The organism is Collinsella sp. LCP19S3_B6, from assembly GCF_052121815.1.
Classification (GTDB): Bacteria; Actinomycetota; Coriobacteriia; order Coriobacteriales; family Coriobacteriaceae; genus Collinsella.
The window spans coordinates 160651-174795 of sequence record NZ_JBQKDN010000001.1; the positions used below are offsets into that span (position 1 = coordinate 160651).

Consider the following 14145-nt stretch of genomic DNA (forward strand, 5'->3'; position numbering starts at 1 on the left):
ATGGGCTGCGGCCTGTTTTTGTCTGCTATAGGGTGCTAGTTATATACCGATATGCAGCTATAAAGCCGCCTCTGGGGTGAATTAACAGCTCAGAGGCGGCTTTGTAAGTCGCGGAAGTGGTCCCAAGTGCCGGATTGCAAGCAGATTTGGCGGTGCGTTACTTGTCGGTGCCTAGCTTGTGCGGTTTGTAGGCGAGGGCGTTGACGAGTGCCTCGGCAGCGGATTTGACAGCCGCCGGCTGCGGATCGTTAACGTGGTCCTCGGGGTGCACGGGTAGGTCCTTCTTGACGGCATCGTGGATGAGCTTAAGGTACTCGGTCACACCGGCGGTCGAAAGATGCGTGCCGTCGCCATCGAACAGGTCGTTGCGATTTGTGCTGTATCCGTACCAGTCGATAACACGCACGTTTTTATAGCGCTTGGCGGCGTTGGCAATGGCTTGGTTCGTGGACCCGACCCACGGCTGCGGGCTACGCGTGTTTACAAACACGACAATACGTTGATCACCGGCGTCGGCCATGATCGCGTCGACCTGGGCGTCCGTTACCAAACCGTTGGTGCCCAGGGCAAAGACCACGATCTTGCCGGCAAGGTTCTGCTGGATATAGCCCTCAAATGTCGCGCGGCCCGCATCAAACTGGCGGCCCTTTTCGGCATCGATGTGGCTGTGCGGGAACACGCCGTCAAAGGCATCGACGGCGCGCAGGGACACGGAGTCGCCAATCATTAGCAGGTCGTAGGCTCCGTCGGGGAAGCCGTCGTCATCTTTGTCGGTGTCATCGGCCGCCCGCTGATCTTGAGGCTTTGCATTTTTGGCTTCCTTGTTTAGGATTTCGGCGCCCTCGCCGCTCAGCGCGGATGTGTCGGGCACAAAGACCAGGCCGCCCAGCGCCACAACAATCACGACGGCGCAAACGGCGCAGGCGGGGACATGTGCGCGCATCCAGCCGGCGGGCGTGGTGGTGCCGTCGCGGAGCTCGGAAACGGTGCGCCCAAAAGCGCCCTTCCTAAACGGCGTTTCGATAAAGCGATAGGAGCACTCGGCCACGGCGACCACCAACAACACCTGCAAAATGTAGTGCCACCAGGGCGTGTCGTTGATGTTGGCGACCGGGTTCATGAGGAGCAGCAGCGGATAATGCCACAGGTAGATGCTGTAGGAGCGCTTGCCGATCCATACGAGCGGCTCGGCGGCCAAGGCCCGTGCGACCATGCCCTGGGGCTGCACACATGCCGCGATAACCATCAGTGTGAGGATGGAGCACAGCAGCGTGCCGCCGCGATACTGAAACGCGGTATAGCCGTTGGTGAGCGCGACCATGGCGGCGAGTCCGACCAGGCCAACGACGCCCATCAAATCGATGGATGCGGGGGAGGACCAAAAGCGTGCGGGCTCACTTGGCTTTGTCGTGGCGGCCTCGGCGGTGTCGCTCTTTGACTTGTCGTGCTTGCCGGCGCCGGCCAGTCGGTCGAGCCCCAGATGGCGGACAAGGCGCGCAGGCGCCAGGTAGCGATCGGGAATAAAGGCCATCCAGGCGCCCAGCAGCAACGAGAACACGCGGGTGTCGGTGCCGTAGTACACGCGGCTGGGGTCGGTGGCGGGGTTGTAGAGCACCATCATGGCGACGGCGGATACCGCGGCAAGGCCCAGGACCACGCGGCGCGTGTTGGGCTTGCTCATGTGCACCGACACCATGGCGAGCAGCAGCGGCGGCCAAATAAGATAGAACTGTTCCTCGATGGCAAGCGACCAAAAGTGCGTGAGCGGCGAGGGGTCGCCCAAGGCGTTAAAGTACGAAACGTCCTGCATAATCTGCCACCAGTTATTAAAGAACAGCAGCGACGGCAGGATGTCGGGGCGCATCTTGGTGAGCATCACATGGTTAAAGACAGTGCACAGTGCGCAGGTCACCACCACGACGGTTACCACGGCGGGGAACAGGCGACGGATGCGGCGGATCCAGAAGCTCTTGAGATCGATACGACCGGTCTTTGCTATTTCGTTGATGAGCAGGCGCGTGATCAAGTATCCCGAGAGCACAAAGAAGATCGTGACACCGAGCAGGCCGCCCTGTGCCCACGTGAGGTTGAGGTGATAGAGCACCACCGCGACAACGGCGAGCGTGCGAAGGCCGTCGAGGGCGGGGATGTAGCGAGATTTGGGACGCGTGGGCGCCTGTTCTTTTGCGGCGCTGTCGGTGCGGGCGCCCTTGTTGGCGGGCGAGCGATGGGAGCCTGCAGCGCGGCGCGGCTCGGTGGTTTGGCGGTTAGTGCGCGAACGTTCGTGCGGCGCTTGTTGATCGCTCGCATGGCGTGAGCTGCGCGAGCTCGATCGCGGGAATTGTTCCATAAAACATCATCCAATGACGAGAATAATCAGCACGCTTTCATTGTAGCCGCCTACTCCTGTGAATGCTTGCTGCTGGCGTAAGCTCAAGTGCGCGTCCACATCAAAGTGAACTAAAGTTATAGAAGTGCGAGAGCGCACGATTGACGGCCGACAGCGGGTGCAGAGCCCGCGGACGAGGAGGTTTCCATGGCAGATTGCGGCATCGTTGCGGTGTTCGGCAGCATGAACATGGACCTTTCGGTGGCGTGCGAGCGCATGCCGCGTGCGGGCGAGACCGTCGGCGGCAGCGGGTTTATCACCAACGCCGGCGGCAAAGGCGCCAACCAGGCCGTAGCAGCTGCGCGCATGGGCGCGCGCACGCGCATGATCGGCGCGGTCGGCCGCGACGCGTTTGGCTCGTCGCTCGTGGCGGGGCTCCAAGATGCTGGCGTGGACTGTGACTTTGTGGCGTGTCGCGACGACGTGGAGACGGGAACGGCGACCATCATTCGTTGTGAGGGCGATAACCGCATCGTGCTGTCGCCGGGCGCTAACCATGCGCTCGCGGGCGAGGACGTTGCTCGCGCGCTGAGGCGCCTGGTGGCCGATGAGCTCGACGGCGACGCCAGCGATATTGCCCCGGCTGCCGGAAGCGTCTTTATCGCCCAGGGCGAATGTGACCTTGCAGCGACGGCCGAGGCGCTTGTTTGCGCTCACGAGCTGGGGTTCTATACGGTCTTTAATCCAGCGCCTGCCTGCGAAGTGCCTGCGGAGGTCTGGCCTGCAGTCGACCTGGTTTGTCCCAACGAGACTGAGTGCCAGGTGCTGACGGGCATCTTGCCTGCAGACGATGCGAGCTGCGTCGCGGCGCTCAATGCCTTGCTCGCCAAGGGTGCCGAAGCCGCGGTCATCACGCTGGGCGGCGCCGGCTCGGTTACGCTCGGCGACGACGGCGAGCTGCTGCGCATGCCGGTGCTTTCGAGCGCGGTGGTCGATACGACGGCCGCGGGCGATACATTTATCGGTGCGCTTGCCGCGGCTCGTCTGGAGGGGCTGCCGCTCTTTGAGTGCATGGCCGCGGGTGCTCGCGCCTCGGCGGTGACGGTGTCGCGCTTGGGCGCGCAGCAGTCGATTCCCACGCGCGCCGAAGTTGAGCGCGTGTTTGGTTTAGACGATTTAGTACAAGACGGAGAAGCGGAGTAGAACAATGGCAATCAAGAAGCTGATCCTTGATCTGGATATGGGTGTGGACGATGCGATGGCGCTTGCCTATGCCATCGCGAGCCCCGAGGTTGAGCTCGTTGGCATTACCACGTGTTTTGGCAATGTGCGCGTCGACCAGTCGGCGCGCAACTGCCTGGCGGTGCTGGACCTGTTGGGCCGTCCCGAGGTGCCGGTGTACCTGGGCGCCGACCGTCCTCTGCAGGCGACTGAGCCTTATACGCCGCCGGCGTCCACCGTACTCATTCACGGCAAGAACGGCATCGGCGGCGCGAGCGTGCCCGCGTCGCCCTACGAGCCGGTGGGGGCGACGTCGGCCGACGGCAACGCTGCAGTCGATTATCTGATCGATGCCGCGCGCACCTATGGTCCCGATCTGGTCTACGTAGCGACCGGCCCGCTCTCCAACCTGGCGCTTGCCCTGGAGCGCGATGCGGCGGCGGTGATGTCTATCGGCCGCGTGGTGGTGATGGGCGGCGCCCTGACCGTGCCCGGCAACGTGAGCGCGGGCGCCGAGGCCAACATGGCAAGCGATCCCGAGGCGGCCGATGCCGTGCTGCGCTCGGGCCGCAAGCTCACCATGGTGGGTCTGGACGTGACGCATCGCGTGGTGCTTACGCGCCGCGACATTGCCGGCTGGACGGGCTCGGGCACCATGGCCGGCTGCGCATTTGCGAGCATGGTCGAGCACTACATTGGCTCGTACGAGATGAACGCACCCTACCTGGGTGGTTGTGCGCTGCACGATCCGCTGGCCGTTGCCGTGGCGATTGACCCCACGCTTGTAGGTGCGCTCGGCTGCAATCTGCGTGTTGATCTGCTGGGCGAGTATCGCGGCCGCACCATTTGCGACGAGCATCGCCTGTCCGATCCGGACAAGAGCGCGCTTGTGGCGCTGACCGTGGATGCCCCGCGCTTCCTGTCCGAGTTCAAGACGCGCATGGCCCGTGTTCTTGGCTAGATGATTTCCGTGCCCCGCCCCATGTAGTCAATTTGGGACGGGGCTTTTTTAGCTACCGAGTAAATGTGCCCGTTGGGGGAATAGTCGTGCCACTTCGCTTGACAACAGGCTAAACTAGCTCATAAACATTTACTATTCTGTTTAGATTGAATTTGCGGTCGTTTAGTTGTCGAGTCATCAAGTTGCGATGCTCCGCCACGGCCGTTGCTAGGGGGAACAATGGCCAAAGCAAGTGTTCGCGAGATCAGCCGCATCACCGGTTTTTCGCCTGCGACCGTGTCCAACGCGCTCAACCGCAAGCGCAGCGTGAGTGAAGAGACCGCCAAGGTCATCCTGGAGTGCGCGCAATCGCTTGGCTATCAGCAGTCGACGCAGCTCGAGAGCATTCAGTTTGTGCTCGCGCGCAAGACGGGCGCCATTCTGGACGAGAGCACCTTCCATCCCGCGGTCATCGAGGGCGTGGAGCGCCAGGCGCGTCGTCACGGCATGAGCACGAGCTTTGTCTCGCTCGACTTTAGCGACTTGGACGCCGTGCGTCCGCAGGTCGAGGGCCTGATCGCCGATCCGTCCGCCGCTATCGTGCTGATGGGCACCGAGCTGGGCGAGGAAGACTACGCCCTGTTTGCCAACGCTGCCGCCCACCTGATCGTGCTCGATGGCTGGAGCGATCGTCAGTACTTCGATGCCGTGGTCATTGCCAACACCGACTCGGTGCTGCGCGCCGTGGATCACCTCATCGAGAAAGGTCACAGGCAGATCGGCTATCTGGCAGGCGACCTTCGCATCCGCAACTTTAAGGATCGCGAGCGCGGCTATCGCCAAGCGCTTGAGGACGCAGACCTTGAGGCCAACCCGACATGGCGCGTTACGCTGGGCACCACGCTCGAGGGCGCCTATCGCGACATGGGCGCATGGCTCGACAGCGTCTCGCGCGACGACCTGCCGACGGCTTTCTTTGCCGAAAACGACGTGCTCGCCGTGGGTGCCATGCGCGCGCTCAACGAGCACGGCATACGCGTGCCCGAGGATGTCTCGATCATCGGCTTTGACGACCTATCTCTGGGTGCCTTCTCCAACCCGCCGCTCACCACGGTGCACGTTCCCAAGCACGAGGTGGGCGAGATCGCGGTGCGCCGCCTGGTGGGCAACATCCGCAATCCCAAGAGCTATACCTGCAAGACAGCCGTATCGACCTATTTTGTCGAGCGTCAGAGCGTGCGTGAGATCTAGGCAAAGGCAACGCCGGGCCGCAGGGCGGCAAAGCTCGCTAAGGCAGAAAAATAACGTCATCCATAAGGGGTCCTTCGGGGCTCTCTTTTTGTTGCCCTTGTATGTTCAGTTTGTTTACATACCGTTTAGGCTGATTTCTCTACCGCCCACGGGTATTTCGCGTTAAACTTCTAAACACTGGAGTAAAAATTTAGTAAACAGAACAAAACGAAACATGCGTCTGTTTACTGAACATGTGATTAGGGGAGGACGTACATGGACAAGATCAAGCTCGGTTTTGCGCCCACGCGCCGCAGTATCTTTAGCGCGCCGGACGCAATCAAGTATCGCGGCCTGACGGCTGATCGCCTGCGTGAGATCGGCGTCGACATCGTGGATATCGACGACATCAATGACGAGGGCCTGCTGTTCGACGACAGCCACATTGAGCCTATCGTCAAGAAGTTCCGCGCCGAGGGCGTCGATGGCATTATGCTGTGCCACGCCAACTTTGGCACCGAGTACGTTTGCGCTCGCCTTGCCCGCGAGCTCGGCCTACCCGTGCTGCTGTGGGGCCCGCGCGACGAGTGCCCCGAGCCCGACGGCACCCGCCTGCGCGATAGCCAGTGCGGCCTGTTCGCCACCGGCAAGGTCCTGCGCCGCTTCCAGGTTCCCTTCACCTACATGACCAACTGCCGCCTGACCGATCCCGAGTTCGAGCGCGGTGTTTGGGACTTCTTGGCCGTGTGCAACGTGGTCAAGACCTTCAAGCACACCCGCATCCTGCAGATGGCCACCCGTCCGTTCGACTTCTGGTCGACCATGTGCAACGAGGGCGAGCTGCTCGAGAAGTTCAACATCCAGCTTTCGCCCATTCCCATGACCGAGCTTGTCCAGGCCGTGCGCGACGCCCAGGCCGACGAGCAGGCCATGGCTGCCATGCTTGCCCACATCAACGACAGCTTTGAGATCTGCATCCCCGAGGATAAGGTTCCCGCGGTCGCCGGTCTTGCCATCGCCATGAAGCGCCTGGTCGAGAAGTACGGTTGCAACGCCGGCGCCATTCAGTGCTGGAACGCTCTGCAGGACGAGCTGGGCATTATGCCCTGCGCCGCCAACGCCATCCTCAACGAGATGGGCATTCCTATCGTATGCGAGACCGATATCCACGGCGCCATCACCGCGCTGATGGTCGAGGCCGCCGACCTGGGCCGTCACCGCGGCATGTTCGCCGACTGGACCGTGCGCCATCCCGACAATGAGAACGGCGAGCTGCTGCAGCATTGTGGCCCCTGGCCCTGCAGCTGCGCGGCCGTCAAGCCCAAGCTCACCTACCCGCTGGCTTTCGATCACCCCGGTGCGCTGACGGCCGAGGCCAAGCACGGCGACCTCACCCTTGCCCGCTTTGACGGCGACAACGGCGAGTACTCGCTGCTGCTGGGCAACGCCCGCGGCATCGACGGCCCGGCCGGCATGGGCACCTATCTGTGGGTCGAGGTCGACAACCTCAAGCGCCTTGAGGCCAAGATCGTCGAGGGTCCCTACATCCACCACTGCGTCGCTATTCACGCCAACGTGGTGCCGGTGCTCTACGAGGCGTGCAAGTATATCGGCATCCAACCCGACCTGTACGACCCCATCGAAGAAGACGTTAAAGCCTACCTGCGAGGAGAGTAGAAATGGCAACTATCGAAGAGCTTGAGTCCCTGCGTTGGGACCTTCGCCGCGATTGCGTCGATATCATCATGGCTGGCGCTGGCGGCCACATCGGCGGTGACATGTCGGTGATCGACGCCCTCATGACCCTCTACGCCAACCACCTCAACATTTCGCCCGAGACCGTCGACGATCCCAACCGCGACCGCTTCGTGCTCTCCAAGGGCCACGCCATGGAAGCCTACTACGCGGTGCTCTGCCACGAGGGCTATCTTGACCTCGACGACGTCAAGGCCCGCTTCTCCAAGTTCGGCAGCCCCTACATCGGCCACCCCAACAACAAGCTCAAGGGCATCAAGATGAACTCGGGCTCGCTGGGTCACGGCCTGCCCGTGGCCGTGGGCATGGCGCTCGCCGGCAAGATGGACGGCCGCGACTACCGCGTCTACACCATCATGGGCGACGGCGAACTTGCCGAGGGCTCGGTCTGGGAGGGCGCCATGAGCGGCGGCAACTACCAGCTCGATAACCTGTGCGCGCTCGTGGACCGCAACCGCCTGCAGATCAGCGGCAGCACCGAGGACGTTATGAAGCAGGACTCGCAGGAGGAGCGCTGGGCCGCCTTCGGTTGGAACGTGCTCTCCATTCCGGGCAACGACGTCCGGGCCATCGATGCCGCGCTGACGCTTGCGGCCGAGACCTGCGGCAAGCCCACGGTCATCATCCTCAACACGGTGAAGGGCTATGGCTCGCCTGTTATGGAGGACAAGGCCGCCTGGCACCATCACCTGCCCAACGATGAGGAATATGCTCAGATCATCGCCGATTTCGCTGCCCATAAGGAGGCCGTCAATGGCTAACAAGATCGCCAATCGCAAGGTTATCTGTGACACGCTGCTCGAGGCCGCGAAGACCGATAAGGACATCGTCGTCCTGTGCTCCGACTCCCGCGGCTCCGCATCGCTCACGCCGTTCTTTGATCAGTATCCCCAGCAGTCCGTCGAGGTCGGCATTGCCGAGCAGGACCTGGTGAGCATCGCCGCCGGCATGGCTTCGTGCGGCAAGAAGGCCTGGGCCGCCTCGCCGGCGTCCTTTGTGACCACGCGCTCGTATGAGCAGTGCAAGGTTGATGTCTCGTACTCCAACACCAACGTCAAGCTCATCGGCATCTCGGGCGGCGTGTCCTATGGCGCCTTGGGCATGAGCCATCACTCCGCGCAGGATATCGCCGCCATGAGTGCGATTCCCAACATGCGCGTGTATCTGCCGAGCGACCGCTTCCAGACCGCCGAGCTCGTGCGGGCCCTGGTCGCCGACAACAAGCCGGCCTACATTCGCGTGGGCCGCAACCCGGTCGAGGACGTGTACACCGAGGACGAGTGCCCGTTCCAGATGGATCGCGCCACCTGGGTGCGTCGCGGCACCGATGTGACGCTCGTCGCCACCGGCGAGATGGTCCGCCATGCCGTGGACGCTGCCGACCTGCTGGCCGAGCAGGGCATCTCGGCAACGGTGCTCGACATGTATTGCGTCAAGCCGCTTGACGCCGAGGCCGTGATTGAGGCTGCCGGTGCCACGCGCGCCGTCGTGACGGTCGAGGAGCACAGTCCCTTCGGCGGCCTGGGCTCTATGGTCGCGCAGGTGGTGGGCGAGCATTGCCCGCGTCCGGTCAAGTGCCTCTCCCTGCCCGACGCACCGGTCATCACCGGCACGAGCCCCGAGGTCTTTGCACACTACGGTCTGACGGGTGCCGGAATTGCGCAGACCGTCGCCGAGTTCCTCGGCAACTAGTAGATACAGACGCTGCGCGGCCGCCAAGCACCGCACCTTGCCGTTCAAACCGTCGCTTGCGTACGCAAAGTACGCGGCGCTCCTCTTTCACGGCAATCTGCGGCACTTGACGGCCGCTCGCTCCTTGTCCGCCAGTCGTCTTTGATTTGGCGGAAGGAATGGGAGAGTACATGAGCAAATACATCATCGGAATCGATCAATCCACGCAGGGCACCAAGGCGCTGCTGGTGGACGAGGGCGGCCATTTGATTCATCGTGCCGATCGCTCGCATCGCCAGATTGTCAACGAGGCCGGCTGGGTGAGCCATGATCCGGCCGAGATTGCCGCCAATGTGCTGGCCGTGGCGCGTGCCGTGGTGGAAGAGACCGGGGTCGACCCTGCCGACATCGCCGGCATCGGCATCTCCAACCAGCGCGAGACCACCGTTGCCTGGAACTGCGCGACGGGCGAGCCGCTGTGCGACGCCGTAGTGTGGCAGTGCGCCCGCGCCCGCGAGCTGTGCGACAAGCTGGCCGCGCGCGAGGGTGTGGCCGAGCTGGTGCGCGACACGACGGGTCTGGTGCTCTCGCCCTACTACCCGGCGGGCAAGATGGCCTGGATCCTCGCGAACGTTCCCGCTGCTGCCGAGGCTGCGGCGGCAGGCGAGCTGTGCCTGGGCACCATCGATGCCTGGGTGGTCTGGACGCTCACGGGCGGCGCGGAGTTTCGCTGCGACTGGTCCAACGCCAGCCGCACGCAGCTCTTTGACCTGCGCCGTGGCTGCTGGAGCGAGCCGGTGTGCGAGGCCTTTGGCGTCGATGCGGCCTGCCTGCCGCAGGTGACCGATTCCGATGGCCTGTTCGGCATGACGGACCTGGGCGGCTTTTTGCCGGCACCCGTGCCCATTCACGGCGTGCTCGGCGACAGCCATGCCGCTTTGTTCGCGCAGGGCTGCCATAGCCGCGGCATGGCCAAAGCGACCTATGGCACCGGCAGCTCGGTCATGATGAACGTCGGCGACGAGTTCGTTGCCAGCTCGCACGGGCTTTCGAGCTCGCTCGCATGGCGTATGGACGGCGTGACCGAGTACGTGCTCGAGGGCAACGTGAGCTACGCCGGCGCCGTCAAGACGTGGCTGCGCGACGATCTGGAACTCATCAATAACCCCGAGGAAGTTACCGACCTGTGCTACGCCGCCAATCCGGCGAGCCGCGTTTACTTTGTGCCGGCGTTTACCGGTTTGGGCGCGCCGCACTGGGCGAGTGACGCCGAGGGCTGCGTCTTTGGCATGACGCGCACCACGGGTCGCGCGGAGTTCGTGAAGGCCGCCGACGAGTCGATCGCCTATCAGATCTTTGACGTGATCGATGCGATGGTCGAGGATTCGGGTGCAACGTTGGCCGAGCTTCGTGTTGACGGCGGTCCCACGCGCGACGCGTACCTGATGCAGTTTGAGAGCGACTTGGTTGGCTCGCCCATCCGCATCGCGAGCAACGACGAGATGAGCGGCCTGGGTGCGGCCTGGGCCTGCGGCATCGCGCTGGGCATGTACACGCGCGATGTCGTCGATGTCTACGGCGCCCGCGGCATCGTGGAGCCGTCGATGCCCGCTGACGAACGCGCCAAAAAGATCGCCGGCTGGCGCCACGCTGTCAAATCAACAATTGCATACACTGCCTAGCATGATTTTTTTGGTACGGGAGTAAAAACTCATTGATCCCCGTCCCGGGCAGCTCATTTGGGACGGGGCTTTTTTGACTGGTATGATTGGTGCGACCATTCGAACCAGCTAAAAGAGCCCCGTCCCAAATTGACTATCGAGAGGATCTGCCATGGAGCGCATCGCGAGCTTTTCCGTTGACCATTTGCAGCTTGAGCCCGGCGTGTACGTGAGCCGCATCGACCGCGATCCGGCGACCGCCGCTGTCGTTACCACCTTTGACCTGCGCCTGACCACGCCCAACAAGGAGCCGGTCATGAACACGGCCGAGTGCCACACCATCGAGCACCTGGGGGCGACGTTCCTCCGCAACCATGCCGAGTGGTCGAGCCGCATTGTCTACTTTGGCCCCATGGGCTGCCGCACGGGCTTTTACCTGGTCGTGTTTGGCGAGGTGACGAGCGAGGAGATTCTGCCGCTCGTGCGTGAGTTGTTTGAGTTTGTCGCCGACTTTGAGGGCGATGTCCCCGGAGCCGCTCCCGAGGAGTGCGGCAACTACCTGGACCAGAACCTTCCCATGGCAAACTGGCTCGCGCGCCGCTACCTCAACCGCGACCTGGCCGATATCGACGAGAAGCACCTGCACTATCAGCAGGCGTAAGGGCTTATCGCCCAAAACGCGCACATTGGGCGCCTTCGCTTATGCGGGGGGCCTTTTTGTTGAGTGGTCTGGACGAGCGTTCAAAATCGCTCATGTTTGTTCTAGAATGTTCGTATAGTCACATTTACGAACAGGAGTGAACATGCATATCTACTCTGTCAACGATCTCGAGTTCAAGTCCTATGGCCGCGTGTGGGACGACGTCCCGTCCGGCCTGACCGCCCCACTCGTCGAGGCGCTCTCCGCTACGCCCATCCCCGAGGGCAGTAAGTACGTAGCGAGTACGCCGGAGCTCGAGGGCGTTAAGGGTGCCGATAAACTGGGCTTTCTCATGTTTGGTGGCCGTCCCTTCCAGCTCGGCTGGTGCAACGGGCACAACACGCGTCTCAACTGCCTGGAGTACCACCGTGCCAGCGAGTTCAACCTGGGTGCACGCGACTTTATCCTGCTCGTGGCGCATCGCTGGGAGATCGAGGGCGGCAAGCTCGATACCGCGTGCGTCAAGGCGTTCCGCGTGCCGGCAGGCAAGGTCGTCGAGGTTTTCAACACCACGCTCCACTACACGCCGTGCATGGTCGACGACGGTGGCTTCCAGGTGATGGTGGCGCTGCCCGCCGGCACCAACGGTCCGCGTCCCGAGGCTGCGGCCGATATGCCTGCTGCCGGCGACAGCTACTGCTACTGGAAGGCCGACAAGTGGGTTCTCTGCCATGCTGACAGCCCCAAGGCAGCCGAAGGCGGCTACGTAGGTCTCATCGGCAAAAACCTCGACATCGCCTGTGACTAGAATCTTCTGTCTCGATCTGTAACATCTAGCGGGCTAAATCGTCTCTACCTGTTACAGATTTAGACAAACTGCAAGGGACTGGCCGAACAATCTCAATCTGTAATACCTGGCCCGGTTTTGGCGGCCTACCTGTTACAGATCGAGACAAATCGCCCCAAACCGCCACAAAGGTGCCTGTCCCCTTTGTGGTGAATTGGGCAGGCGGGTATCAAAAAGTGTCAGGCGGGGTGGCTGCCGGGCGCCTGCACGCGAAAAGAAGTATCGGCCTGTGCCACTGCCGTTGAGCGACGCGTTGTTTGCGGGGATACTGAGCCTATGAGAACAGCGTGCGAAAGGATTGATACATGGCTTTCCGTAATGACTTCCTGTGGGGCGGCGCAACGGCTGCCAACCAGTGCGAGGGTGCCTACGACGTGGACGGCCGCGGCCTGGCCAACGTGGACGTGGCTCCGCACGGCCCCGAGCGCTATGCGGTGGTCTCCGGCCAGCGTAAAATGCTCGACTTCGAGGACGGCTATTACTATCCCGCGCAGACCGGCATCGATTTCTATCACCACTACAAAGAGGACATCGCTCTCTTTGCCGAGATGGGCTTTAAGACCTTCCGTATGAGCCTGGCTTGGACCCGCATCTTCCCCAACGGCGACGAGACCGAGCCCAACGAGGCTGGCCTGGCCTTCTACGAGGACGTATTCCGCGAGTGTCAGGCGCACGGCATCGAGCCGCTCGTGACCATCACGCACTTCGATTGCCCGATTCACCTCATCAAGGAGTACGGCGGCTGGCGCAACCGCAAGCTCATCGACTTCTACAAGAACCTCGCGACCACGATCTTTACCCGCTACAAGGGGCTGGTGAAGTACTGGCTCACCTTCAACGAGATCAATATGATCTTGCACCTGCCGTTTATGGGTGCCGGTCTGGTCTTTGAGGAGGGCGAGAACAAGGAGGCCGTCGAGTACCTGGCCGCCCACAACGAGCTCGTCGCCAGCGCCTGGGCAACCAAGATCGCCCACGAGATCGACCCCGAGATCAAGATCGGCTGCATGCTCGCCGCGGGTAGCTACTACCCCTACAGCTGCCGTCCGGGCGATGTGCGCCAGGCGCAGCTCGATAACCAGGACAACTACTTCTTCGTCGACGTCCAGAGCCGCGGCTACTACCCGGCATATGCCGTCAAGAAGCTCGAGCGTCTAGGCATCGATGTGGGCATGACGGACGAGGACCGCGAGATCCTGGCCGCTAACACCGTCGACTTCATCAGCTTTAGCTATTACAGCACCCGCTGCTCTGCCGGTGCCGATAACCCCGATGTCGAGCGCACCCAGGGTAACGCCTTCGCCGGCGCCAAGAACCCCTACCTGCAGGAGAGCCAGTGGGGCTGGGCCATCGATCCGCTGGGCTTCCGCATCACCCTCAACGACCTGTACGACCGTTATCAGAAGCCGCTGTTTGTGGTCGAGAACGGTCTGGGCGCCAAGGATGTTGTCGAGGAGGATGGCTCCGTCAACGACGACTACCGTATCGACTACCTGCGCCAGCATATCGCCGCGATGCGCGATGCGGTGACCGAGGACGGCGTTGACCTGCTGGGCTACACCACCTGGGGCCCGATCGACCTGGTGTCTGCCGGCACGGGTGAGATGTCCAAGCGCTACGGCTTTATCTATGTGGACCGCGACGACGCCGGCAACGGTACCCTCAAGCGTTCCAAAAAGAAGAGCTTCGACTGGTACAAGAAGGTTATTGCTTCTAATGGTGAGGACCTGTCCTAAGGAAGCTGAGACGCTCAACTTCATAGCCTTCTAACCAAGGCGCCCGGCGAGTAGTTATTGCTCGCCGGGCGCCTTGCCGTCTGCGGATTTTGGGACATGCGGCCCGCTTTTTGGG

The 14145-nt window shown here is 62.3% G+C and carries 11 protein-coding genes; 10 read left to right on the forward strand and 1 reads right to left on the reverse strand.

Annotated elements, in window-relative coordinates:
* Positions 1-157: 157 nt before the first annotated feature.
* Positions 158-2350 carry an acyltransferase family protein gene (locus tag ACTQWD_RS00705; protein ID WP_441559036.1) on the reverse strand — a complete coding sequence of 731 codons (2193 nt, stop codon included), beginning with the start codon at positions 2348-2350 and terminating at the stop codon, positions 158-160.
* 186 nt (positions 2351-2536) lie between these two features.
* Between ACTQWD_RS00705 and ACTQWD_RS00710 the strand changes: the two genes are divergently transcribed.
* The 10 genes from ACTQWD_RS00710 (at position 2537) to ACTQWD_RS00755 (ending at position 14030) form a co-directional block, all read left to right on the forward strand.
* Positions 2537-3532 carry a ribokinase gene (locus ACTQWD_RS00710; protein WP_441041531.1) on the forward strand — a complete coding sequence of 332 codons (996 nt, stop codon included), beginning with the start codon at positions 2537-2539 and terminating at the stop codon, positions 3530-3532.
* Between the two features lie 4 nt (positions 3533-3536).
* Complete coding sequence (locus tag ACTQWD_RS00715; protein ID WP_441559037.1) at positions 3537-4511, forward strand: nucleoside hydrolase; 975 nt, start codon at positions 3537-3539, stop codon at positions 4509-4511.
* Between the two features lie 219 nt (positions 4512-4730).
* Positions 4731-5741, forward strand: coding sequence for a LacI family DNA-binding transcriptional regulator (locus ACTQWD_RS00720; RefSeq protein ID WP_427793677.1), 1011 nt, complete (start codon positions 4731-4733; stop codon positions 5739-5741).
* A 255-nt stretch (positions 5742-5996) separates the two neighbouring features.
* On the forward strand, positions 5997-7397 hold the full coding sequence (locus ACTQWD_RS00725) for an L-fucose/L-arabinose isomerase family protein (protein WP_441559038.1): 1401 nt from the start codon (positions 5997-5999) through the stop codon (positions 7395-7397).
* 2 nt (positions 7398-7399) lie between these two features.
* Entirely contained in the window at positions 7400-8236 is an 837-nt protein-coding gene (locus tag ACTQWD_RS00730; protein ID WP_441559039.1) for a transketolase, read from the forward strand.
* The gene (locus ACTQWD_RS00735) at positions 8229-9167 is read left to right on the forward strand and encodes a transketolase family protein (protein WP_427718099.1); all 939 of its coding nucleotides are present in this window, start codon (positions 8229-8231) and stop codon (positions 9165-9167) included. The genes ACTQWD_RS00730 and ACTQWD_RS00735 overlap by 8 nt, the downstream gene beginning before the upstream one ends.
* 170 nt (positions 9168-9337) lie before the next feature.
* A complete protein-coding gene (locus ACTQWD_RS00740) occupies positions 9338-10828 on the forward strand; it encodes an FGGY family carbohydrate kinase (protein ID WP_441559040.1) in 1491 nt (496 codons plus the stop codon).
* Positions 10829-10979: 151 nt separating this feature from the next.
* Positions 10980-11468, forward strand: coding sequence for an S-ribosylhomocysteine lyase (locus tag ACTQWD_RS00745; protein WP_441559041.1), 489 nt, complete (start codon positions 10980-10982; stop codon positions 11466-11468).
* A gap of 142 nt (positions 11469-11610) precedes the next feature.
* Positions 11611-12255: a DUF4867 family protein gene (locus tag ACTQWD_RS00750; RefSeq protein ID WP_441054729.1), complete on the forward strand. Its 645-nt coding sequence runs from the start codon at positions 11611-11613 to the stop codon at positions 12253-12255.
* A 344-nt stretch (positions 12256-12599) separates the two neighbouring features.
* Positions 12600-14030 carry a 6-phospho-beta-glucosidase gene (locus ACTQWD_RS00755; RefSeq protein WP_441559042.1) on the forward strand — a complete coding sequence of 477 codons (1431 nt, stop codon included), beginning with the start codon at positions 12600-12602 and terminating at the stop codon, positions 14028-14030.
* Positions 14031-14145 lie beyond the last annotated feature (115 nt).